This is a genomic window from Oerskovia sp. Root918 (assembly GCF_001428945.1).
In the GTDB taxonomy this organism is placed as follows: domain Bacteria; phylum Actinomycetota; class Actinomycetes; order Actinomycetales; family Cellulomonadaceae; genus Oerskovia; species Oerskovia enterophila.
Genome location: NZ_LMJG01000005.1, coordinates 13,947 through 36,449, shown reverse-complemented (window position 1 = coordinate 36,449; position 22,503 = coordinate 13,947). Strand labels below are relative to the sequence as shown.

The 22,503-nt window shown below is 73.6% G+C and carries 18 protein-coding genes and 1 riboswitch; of the genes, 9 read left to right on the top strand and 9 right to left on the bottom strand.

Going from position 1 to position 22,503, the window contains the following annotated elements; all coding sequences use genetic code 11:
• Nucleotides 1–60: 60 nt before the first annotated feature.
• The gene (locus ASE27_RS06975) at nucleotides 61–816 is read right to left on the bottom strand and encodes a hypothetical protein (RefSeq protein WP_056648048.1); all 756 of its coding nucleotides are present in this window, start codon (nucleotides 814–816) and stop codon (nucleotides 61–63) included.
• A 139-nt stretch (nucleotides 817–955) separates the two neighbouring features.
• Between ASE27_RS06975 and ASE27_RS06970 the strand changes: the two genes are divergently transcribed.
• Complete coding sequence (locus ASE27_RS06970) at nucleotides 956–1,777, top strand: methyltransferase domain-containing protein (RefSeq protein ID WP_056648045.1); 822 nt, start codon at nucleotides 956–958, stop codon at nucleotides 1,775–1,777.
• Between the two features lie 380 nt (nucleotides 1,778–2,157).
• On the opposite strand, the gene ASE27_RS06965 is transcribed toward ASE27_RS06970, so the two are convergent.
• Together ASE27_RS06965 and ASE27_RS06960 are read right to left on the bottom strand one after the other, a co-directional pair.
• The gene (locus tag ASE27_RS06965; RefSeq protein WP_082608657.1) at nucleotides 2,158–3,897 is read right to left on the bottom strand and encodes a DHA2 family efflux MFS transporter permease subunit; all 1,740 of its coding nucleotides are present in this window, start codon (nucleotides 3,895–3,897) and stop codon (nucleotides 2,158–2,160) included.
• A gap of 50 nt (nucleotides 3,898–3,947) precedes the next feature.
• Nucleotides 3,948–4,859, bottom strand: coding sequence for an SDR family oxidoreductase (locus ASE27_RS06960; protein ID WP_056648042.1), 912 nt, complete (start codon nucleotides 4,857–4,859; stop codon nucleotides 3,948–3,950).
• A 170-nt stretch (nucleotides 4,860–5,029) separates the two neighbouring features.
• On the opposite strand from ASE27_RS06960, the gene ASE27_RS06955 reads away from it, so the two are divergent.
• Entirely contained in the window at nucleotides 5,030–5,533 is a 504-nt protein-coding gene (locus ASE27_RS06955) for a low molecular weight protein-tyrosine-phosphatase (protein WP_056648128.1), read from the top strand.
• Here ASE27_RS06955 and ASE27_RS06950 read toward each other — a convergent pair.
• On the bottom strand, nucleotides 5,524–6,699 hold the full coding sequence (locus tag ASE27_RS06950; RefSeq protein ID WP_082608656.1) for an alpha/beta hydrolase: 1,176 nt from the start codon (nucleotides 6,697–6,699) through the stop codon (nucleotides 5,524–5,526). The two genes, ASE27_RS06955 and ASE27_RS06950, sit on opposite strands and share 10 nt — an antisense overlap.
• A 50-nt stretch (nucleotides 6,700–6,749) precedes the next feature.
• On the bottom strand, nucleotides 6,750–7,403 hold the full coding sequence (locus tag ASE27_RS06945; protein ID WP_056648040.1) for a DUF1992 domain-containing protein: 654 nt from the start codon (nucleotides 7,401–7,403) through the stop codon (nucleotides 6,750–6,752).
• Between the two features lie 255 nt (nucleotides 7,404–7,658).
• Here ASE27_RS06945 and ASE27_RS06940 point away from each other — a divergent pair, with 255 nt between their 5' ends.
• Nucleotides 7,659–9,944 (top strand): SpoIIE family protein phosphatase, encoded by a 2,286-nt coding sequence (locus tag ASE27_RS06940; RefSeq protein WP_056648037.1) that lies wholly within the window; start codon nucleotides 7,659–7,661, stop codon nucleotides 9,942–9,944.
• 78 nt (nucleotides 9,945–10,022) lie between these two features.
• Here the strand turns inward: ASE27_RS06940 and ASE27_RS06935 are convergent, their stop codons facing one another.
• Nucleotides 10,023–10,493: an ATP-binding protein gene (locus ASE27_RS06935; protein ID WP_157257430.1), complete on the bottom strand. Its 471-nt coding sequence runs from the start codon at nucleotides 10,491–10,493 to the stop codon at nucleotides 10,023–10,025.
• 97 nt (nucleotides 10,494–10,590) lie between these two features.
• The gene (locus ASE27_RS06930; RefSeq protein WP_231907579.1) at nucleotides 10,591–10,902 is read right to left on the bottom strand and encodes an STAS domain-containing protein; all 312 of its coding nucleotides are present in this window, start codon (nucleotides 10,900–10,902) and stop codon (nucleotides 10,591–10,593) included.
• A 172-nt stretch (nucleotides 10,903–11,074) separates the two neighbouring features.
• On the opposite strand from ASE27_RS06930, the gene ASE27_RS06925 reads away from it, so the two are divergent.
• Nucleotides 11,075–12,268, top strand: coding sequence for an aminotransferase class I/II-fold pyridoxal phosphate-dependent enzyme (locus ASE27_RS06925; RefSeq protein WP_056648033.1), 1,194 nt, complete (start codon nucleotides 11,075–11,077; stop codon nucleotides 12,266–12,268).
• Nucleotides 12,269–12,466: 198 nt separating this feature from the next.
• Here ASE27_RS06925 and ASE27_RS06920 read toward each other — a convergent pair whose 3' ends face one another.
• Complete coding sequence (locus ASE27_RS06920; RefSeq protein WP_068706873.1) at nucleotides 12,467–12,808, bottom strand: hypothetical protein; 342 nt, start codon at nucleotides 12,806–12,808, stop codon at nucleotides 12,467–12,469.
• 195 nt (nucleotides 12,809–13,003) lie between these two features.
• Here ASE27_RS06920 and ASE27_RS06915 point away from each other — a divergent pair, with 195 nt between their 5' ends.
• Complete coding sequence (locus ASE27_RS06915; RefSeq protein ID WP_056648030.1) at nucleotides 13,004–13,909, top strand: LysR family transcriptional regulator; 906 nt, start codon at nucleotides 13,004–13,006, stop codon at nucleotides 13,907–13,909.
• 29 nt (nucleotides 13,910–13,938) lie between these two features.
• Here ASE27_RS06915 and ASE27_RS06910 read toward each other — a convergent pair whose 3' ends face one another.
• Entirely contained in the window at nucleotides 13,939–14,142 is a 204-nt protein-coding gene (locus ASE27_RS06910) for a hypothetical protein (RefSeq protein WP_068626690.1), read from the bottom strand.
• A 202-nt stretch (nucleotides 14,143–14,344) separates the two neighbouring features.
• Here ASE27_RS06910 and ASE27_RS06905 point away from each other — a divergent pair, with 202 nt between their 5' ends.
• The 4 genes from ASE27_RS06905 (at nucleotide 14,345) to gcvT (ending at nucleotide 22,481) form a co-directional block, all read left to right on the top strand.
• Nucleotides 14,345–16,366, top strand: coding sequence for a collagen binding domain-containing protein (locus ASE27_RS06905; protein ID WP_056648023.1), 2,022 nt, complete (start codon nucleotides 14,345–14,347; stop codon nucleotides 16,364–16,366).
• Between the two features lie 59 nt (nucleotides 16,367–16,425).
• Entirely contained in the window at nucleotides 16,426–17,928 is a 1,503-nt protein-coding gene (locus ASE27_RS06900; protein WP_056648020.1) for a lactate dehydrogenase, read from the top strand.
• Nucleotides 17,929–17,965: 37 nt separating this feature from the next.
• A riboswitch (glycine riboswitch) is annotated at nucleotides 17,966–18,066 on the top strand.
• 209 nt (nucleotides 18,067–18,275) lie between these two features.
• Nucleotides 18,276–21,176 carry an aminomethyl-transferring glycine dehydrogenase gene (gene gcvP / locus ASE27_RS06895; protein ID WP_082608655.1) on the top strand — a complete coding sequence of 967 codons (2,901 nt, stop codon included), beginning with the start codon at nucleotides 18,276–18,278 and terminating at the stop codon, nucleotides 21,174–21,176.
• A gap of 132 nt (nucleotides 21,177–21,308) precedes the next feature.
• Nucleotides 21,309–22,481: a glycine cleavage system aminomethyltransferase GcvT gene (gene gcvT, locus ASE27_RS06890; protein ID WP_056648017.1), complete on the top strand. Its 1,173-nt coding sequence runs from the start codon at nucleotides 21,309–21,311 to the stop codon at nucleotides 22,479–22,481.
• The last annotated feature ends 22 nt before the right edge of the window (nucleotides 22,482–22,503 follow it).

The window sequence follows — 22,503 nt, the reverse complement described above, 5'->3', positions numbered from 1 at the left end:
GCGGCCGGGCGCGTCGGGCGCCCAGCCTGCCCGGCAGTCCGGCCCGCCGTGCGAGGGAGCTCAGCGCGCTCCAGCCCGGACCTGCAGGCTCGTGGAGCGCAGGCGCTCGGGCAGGTGCAGGTGGTCGGCGTCCGTGACGCTCACGCGCAACCGCCGGGAGGGCAGCGCGTGCGGCAGGACGAGGTCGGCTCCTGGCTGGCCCGAGAGGCGCAGCGCGGCGGCGAGCTCGTGCACCAGGACCTCCTGACGGTGGGCGTCGCGCACCGAGAACACCCACAGGTCCTGCCGGTCGGGCTGCGGCTGCCAGGTCCCGGTCCGCGTGAAGGCGCGCGAGACCTCGGCCGTGGGCCCGACGAACGTGACCGAGCGCAGCGACCACAGCGCCGTGCGGTTGGTCGCGGACGCCCCCTGGTCGGCCTTGAGCAACGACACGGGTCGCTGGGTCCCGACGATCGCGGCCACGCTCGGCGCCACGACGTCCGCGTAGGGCACGGCGTACGGGCTCAGGAACGGACCGAACGAGCCGACCACGAGCCCTCGCTCGAGCACGAGGAGCTTCTCGCTCGCGACGAACCGCAGGATCACGGCCAGGACGATCCCCATGCCCACCGCGAAGATCGCGACCTGCAGGACGCTCCCGTTGAACGCCATGACGGCGACGACGAGGGCGAAGACCCCGGCCACGATCCCGATCGCGCGTGCCGACAGGGTGCACGACTCGACGTGGCGCAGCTCGCCGAGGGTGGCACGGTGTCGTTCGGCGACGTCGCGGACCTTGCGGGTCGCGCGGTGGCTCGACGGCGAGAGGTGGGGCATCGGCGGGGCTCTCCGAGGGCTCGTGCGGGGCGGGGTCGTGCTGCGGTCCCGCAGCCGCGCCGATGCTATCCGAGAGGGAGGATTCCCTACCGGGCGTGCCGTTTCGACTGTGCCCGCGCCAGCGGGTGACAATCGACGCATGTCAGCAGCCGGATCCCTTCCCGTCCCCGACCCCGCAGCGTCGTTCGAGGCGCACGTCGAGTGGGCGCGGGCGACGCCGGTCGAGGGGTTCGACCTGACGCCGATCGACGACCGCTGCGTCGAGGACCCGTTGCCCTGGGACTACCTGGTGCTCGCGCGCGAGCTCGTCGGGAGCGGCCGGGGACCGGTCCTGGACCTGGGCACGGGCGGCGGGGAGGCGTTCTCGTCGCTCGCGCCCCTGCCCGAGGGGTCGGCCGCGACGGAGGGCTGGCCCCCGAACGTCCCCGTGGCCCGACGGCGCCTCGAACCCCTGGGCGTGGACGTCCGGCAGGTGGGGAGCAGCAAGGGCGAGGGCCTCATGCTCCCGTTCCTCGACGGCCGGTTCGCCGTCGTCCTGGACCGGCACGAGGAGTTCGAGGCCACGGAGGTGCTGCGCGTCCTCGAACCCGGGGGCGTGTTCATCACGCAGCAGGTCGACAGCCGCGACGGGATCCGGGTCAACACCGCGCTCGGTGCGGACCTGCCGTGGGACCCGGACGACGTGACGATCGAGGGCGTGACGGCCGAGCTGGCCGAGGCCGGGTTCGTGATCGACGTGGCGCGCGAGCACGTGGGGACGCGGCACTTCCACGACCTGAGCTCGCTGCTCTGGTACCTCAAGGTCATCGCGTGGCAGGTCCCGGAGATCGCGAGCCTGTCCCCCGAGGCGGTCGCGAGGTTCGAGGCGCCGCTGAGGGCGCTGCACATGCACTTCGCGGCGGGCAACGAGTTCGTCGACGAGGCTCCCCGCTTCCTCGTGGTGGCGCGCAAGCCGTTCTGAGCCGGGGGCGACGGCGCGCCGCGCCGGCGGTGGAGGTGCGCGGCGCCCGCGGCGACGGACGCGCTCGACCCGGGCTCCGCCGTCGGGCTCGCTGGGCATGAAGAGGCCCGCGGGCTGATGGATCTCTCCACCCGTCGCGCTGGACAAGGGCGCGACACCCGCGGGCTCCGGTGGTTGCTCGGTTCTCGCTGGTCGTGGGTGACCTGACGGTCACCGGTCGGCCGCGGGTTCCTCGCAAGGTCCGTCGTTCGATGGCACGACTAGCGTGCAACCACCTCATGTGTCCGAAGATTCTTCACTTCGTGGACCACCTCCTTTCCCATGTGCCGACGACGCTACGCCTGGCCCACGACGGCTGCCAAGGGTATTTCTCCCACGGCTCAGCGGGCCGTCGCGTCGGGCTCGGGAGCCGGCGCCGCGGACGTGCCCGGCCTCGGTCCACCCTGGTCGACGCCCTCGCGCCGGGAGGCCGCGACGACCCGCAACGAGCACAGCAGACCCAGGAGCAGGAAGCCCCCCGCGACGTACAGCGAGATGCGGGTGCCGTCGCTGAAACCGTCGGACAGCGCGTCGACGACCTCGGGCGTCTTCTCGCCGAACTGGCTCGTGGTGCCCTCGGCGCGCAGCTGCGGGATGGTCCCGCCCGCGGACTGCTGGGTCGCGTCCGCGACCTGCGTCGCGACCGTCGGCGGGACGCCGTCGACCTTCTCGAGCGCGGGCGGGACCGCGGTCGAGAGGCCGATCGCGAGCGCGGCACCGATGAACGCCGTGCCCAGCGCCGAGCCGAGCTGGCGCGCCGTGGACTGCGTCGCGGACGCCTGGCCGGACTCCTCCTCGGGGACGTCGACGAGCGTCGTGCCCGTGAGCTGCGCGGACGCGAGCCCCAGGCCCAGGCCGTAGATCACGAGCAGGGCCGCGATGAGCCACGACGACACGGTCGGCGTCACGACGAGCGCGACCGCGAGCACCCCGACGACCTCGAGCACGAGGCCCAGGACGATCGTGCGCGGCGACCCGATCGCGGCCGCGAGGTGCCGCGCCATGGCCCCCGACACGAACGCCCCGGCAGCCATGGTCGCGAGGACCACGCCCGCGCCCAGGCTCGTCAGTCCCAGGATGTTCACGAGGTAGAGCGGCAGCACGAAGATCAGGCCGAACTCGCCGATCGCGACGAGCATCGCGGTGAGGTTGCCCCAGCGGAACGTCGCGACGCGGAAGAGCGTGAGGTCGAGCAGGGCCGAGCGCGCGATCCGCGCGCGGTGCCGCTCCCAGAACGCGAACAGGACGAGGAAGAGCACGCCGATCGCCCCGATCACGGGCACGGGCGAGACGGGGGCGTCGGTCCCCCAGACCGCCCCGAAGAGCTTGAGCTCCGCCTTGGGCGTCCACCAGCCGAGGGACTGCCCCTCGATGAGCGCGAACACGACCGCGCCGAACCCGAGCGCGCTCGTCAGCAGGCCGACGACGTCGAGCCCCGGCACCGTGATGTGCGCCCGGGTCTCGGGGACCACGAGGATCGCCCCGATGATGACCGCGATCCCGATCGGGATGTTGACGAGGAAGATCCACGGCCACGTGAACGACGTCGTGAGCCAACCACCGAGGAGCGGCCCGACCGCGGCCATGCCCGAGATCACCGCACCCCAGATGCCGAACGCGACCGCCCGGTCCTTGCCGCGGAACGTCGCGTTGACGGTCGACAGGGTCGCGGGGAGGACGAACGCGCCGCCGACCCCCTGGATCAGGCGCGCGACGATGAGGGTCCCGGCGTCGTCGGCCTGGGAGGCCAGGATGCTGCCGCCGAGGAAGACCACGACGCCCACGAGGAGCAGGTTGCGTCGCCCGAGCCGGTCGCCCAGGCGGCCCGCGGTCAGCAGCAGCGCCGCGAACACGACCGAGTAGGACGCGTTGACCCACTGCGCGTCGTTGAGGTCGAGGTGCAGGTCCTCGATGATCGTCGGGAGCGCGACGCCGACGATCGTCCCGTCGAGCACGATCATCGACAGCGCGGTCGCCAGGACGAACAGCCCCGCCCAGCGGTGGTCGCTCTTCGCCGCCGTGGTCGGCGACCCTCCCGGTGCGGCGGGCGCCGTGCCCGACTCGTCCGACTGCGCGCTCATGGACGCTCCTTCGAGTAGGGGGCGATGCGGTGCCCCCCTGGGGGGTGGGGTCAGGCCGGGAGGAGGTGGTCCCACTCCTCGGGGTAGTCGTCGAGCCACGACGCGAGGGACTGGGCGGGCCGCCCGGCGAAGCGCTCGACGACGTCGCTCACCACGGCCAGGTCGCCCGCGGCGATCGCGGTGTAGGACGAGACCCAGCCGTCGACCGCGAACGGCGGCGCGGCGTAGACGGCCCGGGACGCGTACGCCTCCTCGACGGTCTCCGGGTGGTAGGTGATGCTCCGGCCCGTGACCTGGGACAGCAGCGCGGCGACCTCGGTGAGCGTCAGCGCCTCGGGACCCGTGAGGTCGTAGGCCTTGCCGTCGTGCTGCGCGGGGCGCTCGTCGAGGAGGATCGCGGTCGCGACGTCGGCGATGTCGTCGTGCGAGACCGAGGACAGGCGCCCGTCGCCCCCGGGGCCGCGGATCACGCCGTCGTCCCCGACCATGTGCACCAGACCCTGGTGGTACAGGTTGTCGCGCAGGAACGTGTGCTTGAGGCCCGTGCCCTTGATGTACTCCTCGGTGTGCCAGTGGTCGCGCGCGAACGTGAACGTGGCCTCCGGGGCCGCGCCGAGGAACGACACGTAGACGATGCGCTCGACCCCGGCGGCCACGGCCGCGTCGACGGCTGCCCGGTGCTCCTCGACCCGGTTCGGGGCCTCACGGGCCGAGACCAGGAAGACCGAGCTCGCGCCCTGGAAGGCACGGACCATGTTCGGGGTGTCGTTGTAGCCGGCCGCGACGGCGACCTCGGACTCGGGCAGCGGCTCGCCGTCGAGCAGGCGGGGTGCGCGCGTCGTGTCGCGCACGACGAGGCGCTGCCGCGCGCCCTCGGCGGCCAGCCGCAGCGCGAGCTTGGAGCCCAGCCGTCCGCTCGCCCCGGTCACGGCGACGAGCCCCGAGTCGGTCCTGATGGTCATGCGTCCACGGTAGGCCGGGCGGAGGGGAACCGCCTGGGGGCGGTCCGCGTCCGCCCCGTCGCGGCCTGCGGGAACGGCGGCTCCGGCACACTGGAGGCGTGACGACACCGACCCCCCACGACGCCCCCCGCACCGCGACCCCCGACCCCTCGCAGCGGCCCTACCGCGTGATGACGGTCTGCACGGGCAACATCTGTCGTTCCCCCATGGCCGAGATCGTGCTGCGCGACCGCTTCGAGGCTGCGGGCCTCGGCGGGCGGGTCGTGGTGGACTCGACGGGCATCAGCTCGGAGGAGCACGGCAACCCCGTGGACAGTCGCGCGCGGCGCGTCCTGGCCGAGCACGGGTACGACACGGGCGAGGGGCACCACGCCCGGCAGGTCCGCCCGAGCGACGTGGTCTCGCGCGACCTCGTGCTCCCCATGACGTCGCAGCACGCCCGTGCGCTGCGGCGCCTGCACGGCGACGGGAACGTGCGCATGTACCGGTCGTTCGACCCGGCGGCGACCGTCGTCCCGCCCGAGCGGGTCGAGCGCGACGAGCACCTGCTCGACATCGACGACCCCTGGTACGGCGGCATGCAGGACTTCGAGGACTGCCTGGCGCAGGTCGAGGCCGCGGCCGACGGGATCGTCGAGCACGTGCGTCAGGAGCTGGCCAGGCGTCAGGCCTGAGCGCGCGCGCCCGACCTGCCGAACCACCCGCGCACGGCGTCGCGCACCGCCCTGGCGGTGCGTCCGACCCACCCGCCCGTCCGGCCGTCCGGCGTCGGGTCCTCCTCGGGCGTGGGGGGACGCTCGGGCACGTAGCCCCGCACCCACGTCGCGATGTCGTCGTACGCCACGGCCCGCACCGGCGGGGCCGAGAGGACGACGTCGTGCAGCGCCCCGTCGATCCGCACGAGCGTGACCTGGCTGCCCAGGTCGGTCGAGCGGCGCGCGATCCCGACGACGTCGAGCGCGGTGTCGCTGCGCATCATCTCGGGCGACCACGTGGGCAGCAGGGTGCTGCGCGCCGAGAGCAGCACGAGCACGGGGACCGTGATCCCGAGGCCGCGCTCGACCGTCCCCTGCCCGCGCAGGATCGCGGTCAGCCAGGCCGGGTGCGTCGGGAAGCCGCGCACGGGGCGCCACGCGAGGTCGTAGTCCCACTCGCCGTCGAGCGTGCGGGACACCGAGCGCGTGTAGAAGCCGAGGTCGACCTGGGGCAGCGGCGCTCGCGGGTCGAGGCGCGCCTGGAGCTCGAGCGCGGGCGCGAGGACCTTGCGCCCGATCCCCCGGGCCTGGAACTCGAGCCACGGGCTGTTGAGCACGAGCGCGGCGACGCGGTCCTGGTGGCGCGCGGTCCACAGGCTCATGGTCAGGCCTCCCGTCGAGTGCGCCATGAGGACCAGGCTGCGCTCGTGCTTGGGGCGGTCCGCGGTCAGGATGCCGTGGCCCATGGTGGTGAGCGCGGCCTCGATGTCCTCGTCGTACGTCGCGAGGTCGGTCACGAAGCCGGGGGTCTGCCCCGGGCGGAGGCTCCGCCCGTACTTGCGCAGGTCGAGCGCGAAGAAGCGTGCGCCGCGCGCCTCCCAGAAGTCCGCGAGCTCGGTCTGGAAGAAGTAGTCGGACCACCCGTGCACGTACAGGACGTCGATCCCGCGGTCGGCGACCAGCGGGTCGCGGGACTCCCGGGCGTCGGCCGCGGAGCCGCCGCCCGCCCGACGGCGTCGCACGAGCGTCGCGACCACCTCGCCCTCGTCGTCGGGCGTGAGGGGCAGGGTCAGCTGCTCGAACCCGTCGAGCACGTCCGGCTGCCACCTCGGGGTCTCGGCGGGTCGGGCGGTGGGTTCGGGCATGTCCCGAGGGTAGGAGCCGGGGTGCGGGGGCGCGCGGTGGGAGGGGTGAGTCAGGCCCCGTCGTCGTCCCGCCGTGCCCGACGGCGCCACCACCGTCGGGTCCCCGTCGCGCCCTGGGGGCGGCTCGCGCGGGGCGAGCGGTCCCTGGTGGTGCGGGACGCCGTCGGGCCGGGTGCGACGCCGGGCGCGCGACGCTCGCGCCACAGCTCCACCTCCTCCTCGACGTCGCGCAGCGGAGTGACCACCGGAGGCCCGCCCAGGAGCTGGCGTCGTGCGTCGACGACGCGGGCGTTGAACTCCTGGACGACCTCGCGCACCGAGTCCTCGGAGAACTGGCGGTCGAGCTGGTCGCGCAGGCGGGCGTCGTCGGCCCGGAGCTGGGCCGGCGGCAGGACGCCCGTGATCTGCTCGCGCTCGACGAGGTTCTTGAGCCACCAGTCGGGGTCGTGGTGCGAACCCAGCCCGGGGATGGGCTTGCCCGCGAGCGGCAGGTCGTCGAACTCGCCGCGGGCCATGGCCTGGCGCACGAGCTCGTCGACCCACTGGCCGCGGTTCTCGAGCGGCAGTCGGGGTCCCGCGGTCCGCGGGGGCTCCGTCGCCTCGTCCTCGGAACCGTCCTCCTGGGTGACCTCCGCCGCCTCGCGCGCCGCCTCGCGGTCGACGCGGTACTGCGCTGCCCGGCGCACCGGGTCGTCCTCGCTCATGGGTGCCTCCCTGCGGCCGTCTCGCGAGCGTGCTGGTCCCATCCTTCCTGGTCCTCCCGCTCGCGGAGAAGAGGCTCGACCACGGAGACTGGCACCCGACGAGACCGGCACGGGGGCGCCCCGTGCGATCGAGGTTGTACGCTGGGCCGCCGCGCTCGGACAGGCGGTGTGCTCGTGCCCGGTGATGAAGCCGCCGGGACAGGCCCGGCAGCGTGCTGCCGTGAACGGCCCGCATCTGCGGGAGGTGGAGCTGCAATGACACAGAGCACTGACGAAGGACTGCTCGGACCGGCCGAGGCGATCGACCTCGAGAACTGCGCCCGGGAACCCATCCACATCCCGGGCCGGATCCAACCGCGCGGTGTCCTGCTGGTGGTCCGCGAGAGCGACGGCCGGGTGGTGCAGTGCTCCACGAACGTGAGCGACGTCGTCGGGCTCGCGCCGCTGGACGTGATCGGTGCCGGGCTGGGCGAGGTCCTCGGCCCCCAGGACGGCACCAGGCTGCTCGACCATGCCGCGCGGCACCAGGACCTGGCCCCCCACAACCCGGTCGAGATCCGCACGGGGCACGGGCGCACGGTCGAGACCGACGCGATCCTGCACCGCCCGCCGCTCCCGGACGGCGCCGAGCCTGTCGTCGTGATCGAGCTCGAGCAGGCCGTCGTGCGGCCACTGAGCTTCCCCAACACCTACCAGGCCGTGCGCACGGCGCTCGCGGACCTCGACCGGGCGTCGACGCTCGACGCGCTCTTCACGACGGCGGCCGAGCACGTGCGCCGCCTGACGGGCTTCGACCGCGTGATGATCTACCGGTTCGACGCCGACCACAACGGCGAGGTCGTCGCCGAGGCCAAGCGCGAGGACCTCAACTCGTTCTACGGGCTGCACTACCCCGCGACCGACATCCCCCGCCAGGCCCGGGCGCTGTACGAGAAGAACTGGATCCGGCTGATCGACGACGTGGACTACGTCCCGAGCGACGTCGTCCCCACGGACCTCCCGACGACGGGCGAGCCGCTCGACCTCACGTACTCGACCCTGCGCAGCGTCTCGCCCATCCATCTCGAGTACCTGCGGAACATGGGCGTGGGCGCCTCGATGTCGATCTCGCTGCTGCGCGACGGGAGGCTGTGGGGCCTCATCGCGTGCCACCACTACTCCGGCCCGCACCATCCGTCGTACGCCGTGCGTGCCGCGGCGGAGTTCCTGGGGTCGGCGCTCTCGGTGCTGCTCGTGGCGCAGAGCGAGGAGGACCGGCTCGTCGCGTCGCGGGCCTCGTCACGGTTGCTCGCCGGGCTCGTCGCCGACAGCCGCGACGAGGACACCTCGCTCGTCGAGGCCATGACGGCCGACGGGCGTCTCCTCGACCTCGTGGACGCCGACGGCGTCGTCGTGCTCGCCGAGGGGCGTTCGGCGTCGCTCGGACGGGTTCCCGACGAGGAGGGCGTCGCGCTGCTCGTCGGGTGGCTCACGGGCCGGCTCGCCGAGACCGCCGACGAGGTGGTGGCAGTCGACTCGCTGCGCGTCGCGGCCCCCGAGATCGCCGACCTGCTGCCCGACGTCGCGGGCGTCCTGGGCGTGCTCCTGAGCGACGGGCAGGCCGTGGTCTGGCTCCGGGACGAGGTGCTGCGCAGCGTCGACTGGGGCGGCGACCCCCACAACAAGGCCATCGCGCTGAGCGAGGGCGACACGGTCCGGCTCAGCCCCCGCAGGTCGTTCGACCGGTGGCGCGAGGTCGTCAGCGGTCACAGCGAACCGTGGGCCGAGGACGCGGTCGAGAGCGCGGGCGCCCTGCGCAGCCACCTGGTCGAGGCGCTCTACCTCCGTGGACGACGGGACGTGCGGGCCGCGGAGGCGCTCCAGCGCAGCCTGCTCCCCGCGACGCTGCCCGACGTGCCGGGCTGGGACGTGACCGCGCGCTACGAGCCGGCCGGCGGCGGGTTCGTCGGCGGGGACTGGTACGACGCGTTGCTGCTGCCCTCGGGGGCGCTCGCGCTCGTCGTCGGCGACGTCACGGGCCACGGGCTCCAGGCCGCCGCCTCGATGGGGCAGATCCGCAACACGCTGCGCGCAGCGCTCGTGCGCGCAGGGACCGCGCAAGGGGCCGTCGAGCAGCTCGCCGAGACGGTGCAGTGGACCATGCCCGGGCAGATCGCGACGCTCGTGGTCGCGGTCGTGGACCTCGAGACCGGCACGGTCGAGTACGTCACGGCCGGGCACCCGCCGCCCTTCTTCCTGGTCCCGGGCGAGGGCGTCGTCTGGGGGAGGCTGCTGGGCAGCCCGCCGCTCGGGCTGCCGAGCCAGGGCGTCGTCGCCGGGACCACCACGATCGGACCCGGAGGTGCGCTCGTGCTCTACAGCGACGGGCTCTTCGAACGTCGCGACGAGTCCCTCAAGGCCGGGCTGCGGCGGCTCGCGGGGACGTTCGCCGAGCACGTGGGCGACGTCGACGCGGTGCTGCGCTCGACCCGGGACCCCGAGTCCGAGGACGACGCGACCCTGCTGGTGCTTCGCCGTCGGGCCCGGGACGCGCGCGGCTGACGCACGCCTCGCGCGCCGGCTGCGCCTAGCGTGCCGGCTGCGCCGACCGTGCCCCCGAGGGCACGGTCGCTCCGCCGGTCAGGGCGCCGCCCCGGCCGGCACGGCCGGCGACGCGGCGTCCCGTGCTGCGCCGAGGCGCGCCCAGACGTGCTTGCCCTCGGCGACGAACCAGCCCACGTCGAGCGCGAGCCGCTGCGCCAGGACGAGCCCGAACCCGCCGTCGCCCGGGAGCCGCGGGGCGGCCACCACGGGGGCCCGGCTCGTGTCCTGGTCGATCACGTCGACGATGTACTCCTCGCCGTCGGTGAGGAGCTGGACGGTCGTCGGCGGACGTCCGTGGCGCAGCGCGTTCGTGGCGAGCTCGCTCGCGACCAGGACGATCTTCTCCGAGACCTCGGCCATCGCACCGTCGGGGGCCAGCGGACGCCCTGTCAGCTCCTGGTGCAGCGACGTGCGCAGGATCGAGAGCTCGTCGAGCGAGTCGAGCTGCCAGACGCGGACCACGTGGAAGGTCTCGGGCGGACGGGACGAGGGGATCGTGATGTCCATGGGCGTTCCTCCGTGGGTTCACAGCGTGCGTGCGTTCGTGCGTGGTGTGCGGGTGCGACGCCGTGGCCGGGGGTGGTGGCCCGTGGCGTCGGGACGGTCAGTCGACGAGAGTGAACTGCGAGATGACGCCGCTGATCTCCAGCAGGTCCCGGATGCGATCCGGTACGCCGACCAGGACGGGAGGTTCGCCACCTCCGAGCACCGAGAGGTACAGCAGGCGCAGACCCCCCGAGTCCATGAAGGTGACCTCGGTCAGGTCGATCGTGACGGGACCCTCCGCGCGCTGGACCGAGCGGGCGAGGTCGCCCTCGGAGCGGTCCTGGACCGCGGCGTCGACCTCTCCCCACATGGTCCACCGAGGACCGGAGTCGTCGATACGGACACCGCCTTGCATCGTCTGATCGGGCACTGATCGCCTCTCGCTCGTCTCGTGCGGCCGTGTCACCCGCCGCGCGACGGACGGGGACCCGTGCCAGGTTACGGAACTCCGGGCCGAGGTTCCTCCCGGGACACGTCTCGTCACGGGACCTGCACACCGCGGGAGGCGTCGTCAGGCGCGTGATCCCGGGCATGATGGCCTCATGAAGGTCTCGCGCAGGTCGCACGTCCCACCGTTCGCCGTCATGGAGGTGCTCGCCGCGGCCAACGCGCGCCGCGACGCGGGCGAGTCCGTCCTCAACCTGTGCGCCGGGGAGCCCGCGACGGGGGCCTCGGACGTGGTGCGACGCCGCGCGATCGACCTCCTCGAGTCGGGAGACCTGGGCTACACCGAGGCCATGGGCGTGCCCGCGCTGCGCCAGGCCATCGCCGACCACTACGAGCGGACGTACGGCGTGGTCGTCGACCCGGCGCGGGTCGCGGTGACGACCGGGTCGTCGGGCGGTTTCATGCTCGCGTTCCTCGCGGCGTTCGACGCCGGGGACCGCGTCGCGCTCGCCCGGCCCGGGTACCCCGCCTACCGGAACATCCTCGCGGCCCTGGGGTGCGAGGTCGTCGAGCTCGACTGCGGCCCCGAGACCCGCTACCAGCCCACGGTCTCCCAGCTCATGGAGGCCTACTACGAGGGCGGGCTCGACGGGCTCGTGATCGCGAGCCCGGCCAACCCGACGGGGACCATGATCCCGCCGACCGAGCTGGCGGCGCTCTCGGCGTGGTGCACCGACCACGACGTCCGTCTCGTCAGCGACGAGATCTACCACGGCATCGTCTACGCCGACCCGGCCTCACCGGCCGGGGAGACCGCGACCGCGGCGCAGTACCTCGACGACGGTGCGGTCGTCGTCAACTCCTTCTCGAAGTACTGGGCCATGACGGGCTGGCGGCTCGGGTGGCTGCTGCTGCCCGAGGACCTCGTGGGCGCGGTCGACGCGCTCGCGGGCAACATCGCGCTCAGCCCGCCCGCGCTCGCCCAGCACGCGGGTGTCGCGGCGTTCTCGCCCGAGGGGTACGCGGCCGCGGCGGAGAACGTCGCCCGGTACGCGGGCTCGCGTGCGCTCGTGCTGGACCGGCTCGACGACCTGGGCTGGGACCCGGTCGCCCCTGCCGACGGTGCGTTCTACGTGTACGCGAACGTCGCGGCGTCGGGGCTCGACTCGGTCACGTGGTGCGAGCGGCTGCTCGCCGACACGGGGGTCGCGCTCACGCCCGGCACGGACTTCGACGGTGTGCGCGGGGGCGAGTGGGTGCGGCTGTCGTTCGCGGCCGCGCCCGAGGTCGTGGCCGAGGCGGTCGACCGGATCGTGGCGTGGCGCGCGGCGGGGTACCGGCGGGTGTGACTCCCGTGCGCCGCAGAGCGGTCTGAGCCGTCACCGCCGAGCTGTCAGAGGTGGCCCGGGGTATCGCCCGGTTCAGCTCTGACAACCAGGCCGTGGCAGGGACCGGGAGTTCAGGGGCCCGACGAGTTGTCAGAGGTGGCCCGGGGTATGGACCGGCCACGTTCTGACAACCAGGCCGTGGGAGGAACCGAGGAACCCTCAGGCCGCCAGGTCGACCGCGCGCACCTGGGTCGCGGGCACCTCGAGAGGCACGACGACCGCCTGGGCCGCGCGACGCCGTCGGGCCTTGACGAGCACCACGATGGCCTGTCCGCCGATCACGATCCACACCACGTTCGCGACCGCCGACGGCCACACGCCGTTGACCGCGGCGACCAGGCACATGAGCCCGGCACCGACGAAGTTCGTGAGCTGGAACCTCAGCGAGTCCCCCGACCAGCGGCCACGCGTGACCATCGCGTACGCGGTGACCGCGGCGATCGCACCGACCCATCCGAGCGGGGTCACGACCATGTCGACGAGGGAGGGGGAAGCGGACATGGCGGTCTCCGGGCAGGGGTCACGAAGGGATCGGGGAGGGGGGACCTGGTGGGAGCTGCGACGCTGCAGCGGCCAGGGGGATCGTGGGCGCCAGCCCCTTTTGAGGAGGACCGGCCGGCGCCACGTCACAAGTGTGACCCCCAAAATCATTCAGCACAATTGAAGAACTCTGACGTGGCCGTTTAGTATCTCTACATGGCCACGGACCCACGAAGACTTGGTTTCCTGCTTGCCGTGCACCGGGCCGGAGGCGTCCTGGCGGCGGCCGACCTGCTCCACGTGACGCCCTCTGCCGTGTCTCAGCAAATAGCACGTCTGGAGGCCGAGGAAGGCATCCAGGTCCTCGACCGCGGGCCCCGCGGCGTAACCCTCACGCCCGCGGGTCGCATCCTCGCGGACGCGGCCGAGCGCATCGAGGCGGAGATGGTCGAGGCCCGCAAGGCCATCGTCGCGATGAGCGAGGAGATGACGGGCACGGTGACGGTCGGCTCGTTCCAGACGGCCATCCGCGCGGTCGTCGGCCCGACCTTCGCGTCGCTCGAGTCGCGCTACCCGGGAGTCGAGCTCGACGTCCAGGAGGTCGAGCCCGCCGACGCGCTCCGGCTGCTGCGCACGGGCGACCTGGACGTGGTCCTGCTCGAACGTGACGAGGATGCCGACTCCCCCGCGCCGCGCGGTATGCGCGAGGTCCCGCTGCTCGACGAGCCGTGGCGCGTCGTGGTCCCCGCGACGTTCCCCACGCCCGCGCGGCTCGACGACGTGCGCGACGCCGTCTGGCTGGGTCCCGAGCCCACGACGGCCGCGGCCCGCGCCCTGCGGCGCCTGTCGCGCACGCTCGGCACGACGCTGCGTACGCGCCACTCGTACTACGACTTCGACGTGGCTCTCGCGCTCGTCGCGGCCGGGCAGGGCGTCGCGATGCTCCCGGCGCTCGCGGTCCAGGGAGAGATGCCCGACGGCGTCACGGTCGTCCCGCTGCCGGGGCTGGGTTCGCGGCGGCTCGTCGCGCGCCACCGGGCGACCCGGCACGAGCCGCGCCCCGTCGTGAACGCGGTCATCGACGAGATGGTCGCGTGCGCCTCGGCGATCGAGCTGGGCTGAGGCACGGCGCTACCGCACCGCACATCACCTCACCGCACAGCCACCGCGAGCTCTCCGTCGTCCAGGACCGTCAGCTCGTCGAGCAGGCGCGTGAGGGTGCTGACCGACCGGTCCCACCTGCTCGACCGCGGGTCGACGGGGGTGTCCGCCCCGGCCGGGACGGCGTCGGGCTCGGCGAGGTGCCGCGGGACGTAGGTGCTGGTCGACTGCTGGGCCTGAGTACTGCTGTCCATACCGGGTGATTCCCCCTCGGGGCGCTCGCGACGATCCCCGTCGCACGCGCACGACGAGGTGAGCACCTCATCCTTCCCGGCGGACCTGCGCGGCCGAGGAGGCGCGCCCCGTGGCCGTGCGCGGGTCAGTGGGGAGAGTCGTGGAGATCGTGTGGGAAACGGTCGGCGCGCGCGGTCGGGCTTCGTCTCCTACCGTTCTCCTGTGCGCCTCTCGCGAAGCACGTCCGCCCTCCTCGCTGCGGCTCTGGCCGTGCTGCTCGGGCTCCCCCTCGCTCTGCTCGCTGCTGCCCCGGCGGGAGCCGCGACCACGGCCGGCTGGGCCGCCTGGGACCCGCTCACGGGCAGCGGGGGGAGCTTCACGAGCACGATGCGCCTGCCTGCCGGAGGGTTCCCCGCCGCAGCCGTCACGAGCGACTCGCGGGCCGGTCAGGTGGGTGTCCAGTCGGGTGCGAGCTCGTGGCTCAGCGCGACGACGCCCGTGGGGGCGAAGTACGGCTCGAGCCAGGGTCAGCCGTACCTGAACCTCCGGCCGCGTGCCGACTCGCCGACCGCGCCGTCGACCACGACGTACACGTTCGAGCGCCCGACCCCGGCGAGCGGGTGGACGTTCGTGCTGGGCGACATCGACGCCGACCAGGTCACGATCACGGCTCGAGGCACGGGGGGCCGGCTCCTCACGGGTGCCGAGCTGGGCTTCCGGAGCAGCTTCAACTACTGCGCCGTGACGCCGAGCCCGTCGTGCACGGGCACCGACGTGCCCACGTGGGACCCCGCCACAGGGGTGCTCGTCGGGAACGCGACGGCGAGCGACACGTCCGGCGCGTCGGCCTGGTTCGAGCCGACCGTGCCCGTCACGTCGCTCACGTTCGAGTTCCTGCGGAGGTCCGGCTTCCCGGTCTACCAGACCTGGTTCGCGTCGCTGGCTCGCGACGTGTCGGGGACGGTCACCCTGGAGGGCGTCGGCCCGCTGACCGGTGCCACGCTCACGCTCCTCTCCCCCGACGGTGCCCGGCTCGCGACGACGACCTCGGGCGACGACGGGACCTATTCGTTCCTCGGCTTCACCGCGGCCGACGGCTACACCGTCGAGGCGACCCCGCCGCCTGACCCGGACGGGCCGGGGCTGATCGTCGAGGGACCCTTCCGGCTCCCCGCGGACCTCGCCGACACGGACGCGACGGGCGTGGACTTCCTCGTCCGAGAGATCGTGCCCGTCCCCGTGAGCGGCACGGTCCGCACCGAGGAGGGGATCCCGGTGCCTGGCGCGACCGTCACGATCGACGTCCCGGGCGGTTCGCCGCTCACGACCACGACGGACTCGCAGGGCGCCTACCTGATCGACGACGTGCCCGCCGGGCCGCACACGATCACGCTCGCGCTCCCCGAGGGTTTCCCCGTGACTCCCCCGCCCCTCACGATCGACGTCCCCCCGGGCTCGGAGGTGCCGATCACGGACCAGGACTTCGTCGTTCCCACCTTCCCGTCCCTCACCGGGACCGTGACAGCGGGCGGCACCGGTGTGCCGGGGGCCGTCGTGACCTTCACGGGTCCGGGCGGCGCGACGGGCAGCGCCGTCACGGGCGCGGACGGCACCTACCGGTTCGATCAGCTCCCCACGGGCCCCTACACGGTCTCGGTCGCTCCCCCGGCGGGGTTCACGGTCGACGGGACGGGCGCTCGCGCCGTGACCGTCGGGTCCGACGACGTGACCGGCGTCGACTTCGCGCTCGCGCGCCCCGGTGCGATCGGTGGCACGGTCACCGACGACCAGGGGGCGCCCGTCCCCGGTGCCGAGGTGCTCGTGAGCGGTCCCGACGGCGACGTCCCGCTGACGACCGACGACGCCGGGACCTACTTCGTCGACGGCCTGCCGCCGGGGGACTACACGATCGCGCTGACCGTGCCCGAGGGCTACACGGCCGGCGGGCCGGTCGAGAGCGCCGTGACGCTCACGAGCGCGGGCGAGTCCCGGCTCGACCAGGACTTCGCGGTCACCCCGGTCGACGCACCCGTCGACCCGCCCGTCACACCGCCCGTCGACCCGGGCGGTCCGCCCGGCGGGGGCACCGTGCCCGACGACGGACCCTCCACCCCGCGTCCGGCACCTGCGCACCTCGCGGCCACGGGCCTCGACGTGGGCGCCCTGCTCGCGGTCGGGCTCGCCCTGACGGCCACCGGAGTCCTGGTGGCGGCGGGCGGGCGGACGCTGCGCCGTCGGGCGTGAGGGCCGCGCCCTCCCGGTGCCGCACTGCGGACAAAACGCCTGCGACGTAGCCTGCTCGGATGGACGTTGCAGTGCTCGGCGCGACCGGGGACGTCGGGCGGCAGGTGTGCACGCAGCTCGTCGAGCGGCGCATCCTGCCCACGACCTCCCGCCTCCAGCTCGTCGGACGCCCCGACGGGGCGTCGGGCCGCGCTGTCCACGGCCTGCGGGCGGACCTCGTGGACGCCTACGACGAGCACGCACCCCTGATCGACGTGGCCCACTCCCCCGACGACGTCGTGGCCGACGTGATCGTCGTCGCCGCGGGCGCCACGTCCCCCGCACGGGCGGGAGCCTCGCTCGACCGGACCCGCCTCGCGCTCGGCAACCGCGAGGTCTTCGCCGGGTACGCCGACGCGATCGCCCGGCACGGCTCGGGGCACGAGGTCGTGATCGTCGTGTCGAACCCCGTCGAGGTGGGCGTCGCGGTCATGGCCCGGACCCTCGGCGCGCACCGTGTGGTCGGGATGGGCGCGTGGCTCGACACGCTGCGCTTCCGGCGCGAGATCGCCGCTGAGCTGGGCGTGCGGCGGCACCGCGTGGGCGGCTTCGTCGCGGGGCAGCACGGCGAGGACGCCGTCCCGCTGTGGTCGACCGTCCGCATCAGCGGGCAGGACCCGGCCGAGCGCGAACGCACCCTGCGCCACCTGCGCCGCGGCCGGACGCTCGACGGCTTCCCGCGCGAGGTCGCCGCGGCCCAGGCCGAGCTCGTCGAGGTCGCGGCGGTCGACGTCGGGGCGGCCTACCGGCTCGTCGACACGTGGCCCGCGGACCTGCGGCTCGTCGCCCGCCCGTGGATGACGCACCAGAGCGGTGCCAAGACCGCGACCGCGACGGCTGCCGCGACGGCCGACCTGGTCGAGGTCGTGCTCGACGGGCGCGAGACCGTCGTCGCGGGCCAGGTCGCCCTCGACGGCGAGGTGTCGCTCGCGGGCGAGCCCGTGCGGGGCGTCCTGGGGGTACCGCTCGTGCTGGGCCCCGAGGGCTGGACGCGCGTCCTCCTGGACCCCCTGCCCGACGACGAGTCGCGCCGCCTGCACGGAGCGGCGGCGGCCGTGGGGGCGTCCTTGCGGTCGGCGGGGATCGAGGACGCGTCGCGGGGCGGGGAGCCCGGGGAGGCCGGGCGCGCTGGTCGCGCGGGCGGCGCCGCGGACCCTGAGGGTGCCGGGAACACGGAGGACGCTGCGGGTGTCGGAGGCGACCGGGAGGACACCGGCACCCTGGACGGCTCCCCCGCGACCGAGCCCTCGTGGGCCGCCCAGGTCCGAGGACTGCACCGGCCAGGGACGCTCACGGCTCTCGCCGGCGTGTTCTCGACGCGTGGCGTGAGCTTCGACTCGCTCACGACGGGAGCCGTCGACGGCGACGGTGACGCCGGGACCATCCACGTGACCTTCCGGGCGACCCCGCGACGGGCGAGGGCGCTCGAGCGCGCGGTGACCCGGCTCGCGACGGTGCGCTCCGTCGTCGTGCAGGAGACCACCGACCGACCGGCCTCGCCGCACGCCCACGCCGACCGCTAGGCTGGGACCCGCACGACCACAACCACATACTGCTGCTCGAACCACTGCGGGAGAGCCCGGCCACCTCAGGGTGAGGTCGGCGCCGAAGGAGCAACTCCTCCCCGAGAAACTCTCAGGCCGACGTACCGCGGTGGCGAGGCAACTCTGGAAAGCGGTGACTCCACCTCCCCTCTCGGGTGGGAGAGTCCCCTACCGACGGTGCAAGCCGGCGCGCCCCGGGTCCGCGAGGACCATGGCGGACCGGCAAAACTCTCAGGTCGACGCTGCGCGTCCGATGACAGAGCGGGGAGGAACGGGTGGGCTCCCGAGCCCGCCGCCGTCTTCCTCGCCGACCCCCGGAGACCTCCGTGACCCAGCAGTCCAGCGACGCGTTCGACCGCGCGCACTTCCCGTTCCGCCACATCGGCCCCCGACCGGTCGCTGCTGGCTCGAGCGACGTCCCCACGGGCGAGGTCGCGGTGATGCTCGCAGAGCTCGGCTACGACTCGCTCGACGCGCTGGTCGACGCCGCGGTCCCGGACTCCATCCGCACCGACCGCCCGCTCGACCTGCCGGCCGCGCGCACCGAGTCCGAGGTCCTCGCGGACCTGCGGGCCATCGCCGCGAAGAACGTCGTCAAGACGCAGATGATCGGGCTCGGCTACTACGGGACCATCACTCCCCCGGTGATCCGCCGCAACGTGCTGGAGTCCCCCGCCTGGTACACGGCCTACACGCCGTACCAGCCCGAGATCTCGCAGGGGCGCCTCGAAGCCCTCCTCAACTTCCAGACCGTGGTCCTGGACCTCACGGGCCTCGAGGTCGCGAACGCGTCGCTGCTCGACGAGGCCACCGCGGTCGCCGAGGCCGTCGCGCTCATGTGGCGCGCGGCCAAGGGCGGGGCCGGCGTCGTGGCGCTCGACGCCGAGCTGTTCCCCCAGACCGTCGCGGTGACGCGTGCACGGGCCGAGTCGGTCGGTCTGCCCGTGGTCGTCGTGGACCTGTCCCAGGGGCTCGCGGCCGGCCTCGCGGCGGCCGGTGCCGCGGACGAGAAGCTCATCGGCGTGGTGCTCCAGCAGAGCGGGGCCTCGGGCGTGGTCCGGGACCTGCGGCCGCTCGTCGCCGAGACCAAGGACCGGGGCGGTCTGGTGACGATCGCCGCCGACCTGCTCGCCCTCACGCTGCTCGTCTCGCCGGGCGAGCTCGGCGCAGACGTCGCGGTGGGCTCGGCCCAGCGCTTCGGCGTCCCGCTCTTCTACGGCGGCCCGCACGCGGCGTTCATGGCGGTCCGCAAGGGGCTCGAGCGCTCGCTCCCGGGTCGTCTGGTCGGCGTCTCGGTCGACGCCGACGGCGACCAGGCCTACCGGCTCGCGCTGCAGACCCGTGAGCAGCACATCCGCCGCGAGAAGGCCACGAGCAACATCTGCACCGCGCAGGCTCTGCTCGCGATCGTCGCGTCGATGTACGCGGTGTACCACGGGCCCGCGGGGCTCCGGGAGATCGCGGAGCGCGTCCACTCGCGCGCTGTGGCGCTCGCCAACGGCCTGCGCGCCGCGGACGTCGAGGTCCGGCACGACGTCTTCTTCGACACGGTCTCGGCCGTGGTCCCGGGCCGCGCGGCGGCTCTCGTCGCCGCTGCCGCCGATGCCGGCATCAACGTGTACAACCCGGACGCAGATCATGTACAGATCGCGTGCGACGAGACGACGACGCCCGACGACGTCCTCGCGCTGGTCGAGGTGTTCGCCACAGGCCAGGACCTCGAGTTCGAGGGCGGCGGCAGTGTGCTGCCGGCCGACGTGCTGCGCACGACCGGCTACCTGACGCACCCGGTCTTCCACCGGCACCGCTCCGAGACCGCGATGCTGCGCTACCTGCGCTCGCTCTCGGACAAGGACCTCGCGCTCGACCGGACCATGATCCCGCTCGGCTCGTGCACCATGAAGCTCAACGCGACCGCGGAGATGGAGGCCATCTCGTGGCCCGAGTTCGCGGACATGCACCCGTTCGTCCCGGCAGAGCAGGCTCTCGGGTACGCCGAGCTGATCGACGGGCTCAAGGCGCAGCTCGCGGAGATCACGGGCTACGCCGGCGTCTCGGTCCAGCCCAACGCCGGGTCGCAGGGCGAGTTCGCGGGCCTTCTCGCGATCCGCGACTACCACCGCTCGCGCGGCGAGGACGGGCGCGACGTGTGCCTCATCCCCGCGTCGGCGCACGGTACGAACGCGGCCTCGGCTGCCCTTGCGGGCATGCGCGTCGTGGTCGTGGCGACGTCCGAGAAGGGCGAGGTCCAGCTCGACGACCTGCGCGCCAAGCTCGAGCAGCACGGCCCCCAGGTCGCGGCGATCATGATCACCTACCCCTCGACGCACGGTGTCTACGAGGAGCACGTGCGCGAGGTGTGCGACCTTGTACATGCCGCTGGTGGTCAGGTGTACATCGATGGGGCGAACCTCAACGCGCTCGTCGGGCTCGCCCGCCCGGGAGAGTTCGGCGGCGACGTCTCGCACCTGAACCTGCACAAGACCTTCTGCATCCCGCACGGCGGAGGCGGCCCCGGCGTCGGGCCCGTCGCGGTGGCCGAGCACCTGGTGCCGTTCCTGCCGGGAGACCCGCTCACGGGCGAGGGGGCCTCGCCCGTCTCGGCCGCTCCGTTCGGCTCGGCGGGCATCCTGCCGATCTCCTACGCGTACGTCGCCCTCATGGGCCCCGACGGGCTCGAGGCCGCGACCAAGACGGCCGTGCTCGCCGCGAACTACCTGGCCAGCCGCCTGACCGAGCACTTCCCCGTGCTCTACACGGGCGAGACGGGCCTGGTCGCGCACGAGTGCATCCTCGACCTGCGCGGCATCACGGCGCAGACCGGAGTCACGGCCGAGGACGTGGCCAAGCGCCTCATGGACTACGGCTTCCACGCCCCGACGTTGTCGTTCCCCGTCGCGGGCACTCTCATGGTCGAGCCGACCGAGAGCGAGGACCTCGCCGAGCTCGACCGGTTCGTCGACGCGATGGTCGCGATCAAGGCCGAGATCGACCAGGTCGCCGCGGGCGCCTGGGGCATCGAGGAGTCCCCGCTGCGCGGGGCGCCCCACACGGCCGCCGCGGTCGTCTCGGACGCGTGGGACAAGCCGTACTCGCGTGAGGTCGCCGCCTACCCGCTGGCCTCGCTGCGCACCGGCAAGTACTGGCCCCCCGTGCGCCGTATCGACGGTGCCCGGGGTGACCGCAACCTCGTGTGCTCCTGCCCCCCGATCGAGTCGTACTCCTGAGGCCGACCGGACCGGCGCGACCCCAGGGTCGCGCCGCTCCGGACGACCCCGGGCCCACCCCGCCCTTCCCCGCCCCGTCGGAGAGCGTGACGCAGAGGTCACGCAGGCTCCGGCTCCCCCGAGAGGATCACCATGACGGAGTCCGAGCAGCACACCCCGGTCGCTGACCGCCTCAGCCCGCTCCACGACGAGCACGTCGCCCTGGGCGCCTCGCTCACGAGCTTCGGCGGCTGGCAGATGCCGCTGCGCTACACGAGCGACCTGGCCGAGCACCGCGCGGTGCGCGAGGCCGCCGGGCTGTTCGACCTGTCCCACATGGGGGAGATCGAGGTCAGCGGGCCGCAGGCTGCTGCAGCCCTGGACCGGGCGCTCGTCGGCAACCTCTCGGCCGTGGCCGTGGGCCGTGCGCGCTACACCATGATCTGCGCCGAGGACGGCTCGGTCCTGGACGACCTGGTCGTCTACCGCCTGGCCGAGGAGACGTTCCTCGTCGTCGCCAACGCCGGGAACGCGCCGTTGGTGACCCAGGAGCTGGTCCGTCGCTGCGCGGGCCTCGACGCGACCGTCACCGACCAGGCCGCCGAGACCGCGCTCATCGCGGTACAGGGCCCGCGCGCCGAGGAGATCGTGACCTCGCTCGTGGCGGCGGAGGATGTACAGGTGGTCAAGGACCTGAAGTACTACGCGTCGCTCACCGCCCAGGTCGCCGGGATCGACGCGCTCGTGGCACGCACCGGCTACACGGGGGAGGACGGCTTCGAGCTGTTCGTCCCGGCCGAGCGCGCGCGTGAGCTGTGGCGGGCCGTTCTCGCGGCGGGGGAGCCCCTGGGGCTGGTCCCGGCAGGCCTCTCGGCCCGCGACTCGCTGCGCCTCGAGGCAGGCATGCCCCTCTACGGCCACGAGCTCGACACCACGACCACGCCCTACGAGGCGGGGCTCGGGCGCGTCGTCAAGCTCGACAAGGTCGACGCCGAGGGCAACCCGCTCGAGTTCGTCGGCCGCGCCGCGCTCGCGTCGCGCAAGGGCGCACAGCCGGCGCGCGTGCTCGTGGGCCTGCGCGGGCTCGGCAAGCGCCCCGCCCGCGCGGGGTACGCCGTCGTGATCCCGGGCAAGGACCCCGACGTGCAGATCGGGTTCGTGACCTCCGGGGCCCCCTCGCCCACGCTCGGGTACCCGATCGCGATGGCCTACGTGACCCCCGAGTTCAGTGCCGAGGGCACCGAGCTCGCGGTCGACGTCCGTGGGCGCGAGGAGCCGGTGGTGATCGTGCCCATGCCGTTCTACCGTCGTCCCCAGGCGTCCTGACCGGATCCCGCGCAGCGCACCG

Bases quoted from the DNA above. Each gene is read 5' to 3' on its own strand.
- ASE27_RS06975 (WP_056648048.1), bottom strand. From the start codon at position 816: ATGCCCCACCTCTCGCCGTCGAGCCACCGCGCGACCCGCAAGGTCCGC.
- ASE27_RS06970 (WP_056648045.1), top strand. From the start codon at position 956: ATGTCAGCAGCCGGATCCCTTCCCGTCCCCGACCCCGCAGCGTCGTTC.
- ASE27_RS06965 (WP_082608657.1), bottom strand. From the start codon at position 3,897: ATGAGCGCGCAGTCGGACGAGTCGGGCACGGCGCCCGCCGCACCGGGA.
- ASE27_RS06960 (WP_056648042.1), bottom strand. From the start codon at position 4,859: ATGACCATCAGGACCGACTCGGGGCTCGTCGCCGTGACCGGGGCGAGC.
- ASE27_RS06955 (WP_056648128.1), top strand. From the start codon at position 5,030: ATGACGGTCTGCACGGGCAACATCTGTCGTTCCCCCATGGCCGAGATC.
- ASE27_RS06950 (WP_082608656.1), bottom strand. From the start codon at position 6,699: ATGCCCGAACCCACCGCCCGACCCGCCGAGACCCCGAGGTGGCAGCCG.
- ASE27_RS06945 (WP_056648040.1), bottom strand. From the start codon at position 7,403: ATGAGCGAGGACGACCCGGTGCGCCGGGCAGCGCAGTACCGCGTCGAC.
- ASE27_RS06940 (WP_056648037.1), top strand. From the start codon at position 7,659: ATGACACAGAGCACTGACGAAGGACTGCTCGGACCGGCCGAGGCGATC.
- ASE27_RS06935 (WP_157257430.1), bottom strand. From the start codon at position 10,493: ATGGACATCACGATCCCCTCGTCCCGTCCGCCCGAGACCTTCCACGTG.
- ASE27_RS06925 (WP_056648033.1), top strand. From the start codon at position 11,075: ATGAAGGTCTCGCGCAGGTCGCACGTCCCACCGTTCGCCGTCATGGAG.
- ASE27_RS06920 (WP_068706873.1), bottom strand. From the start codon at position 12,808: ATGTCCGCTTCCCCCTCCCTCGTCGACATGGTCGTGACCCCGCTCGGA.
- ASE27_RS06915 (WP_056648030.1), top strand. From the start codon at position 13,004: ATGGCCACGGACCCACGAAGACTTGGTTTCCTGCTTGCCGTGCACCGG.
- ASE27_RS06910 (WP_068626690.1), bottom strand. From the start codon at position 14,142: ATGGACAGCAGTACTCAGGCCCAGCAGTCGACCAGCACCTACGTCCCG.
- ASE27_RS06900 (WP_056648020.1), top strand. From the start codon at position 16,426: ATGGACGTTGCAGTGCTCGGCGCGACCGGGGACGTCGGGCGGCAGGTG.
- gcvT (WP_056648017.1), top strand. From the start codon at position 21,309: ATGACGGAGTCCGAGCAGCACACCCCGGTCGCTGACCGCCTCAGCCCG.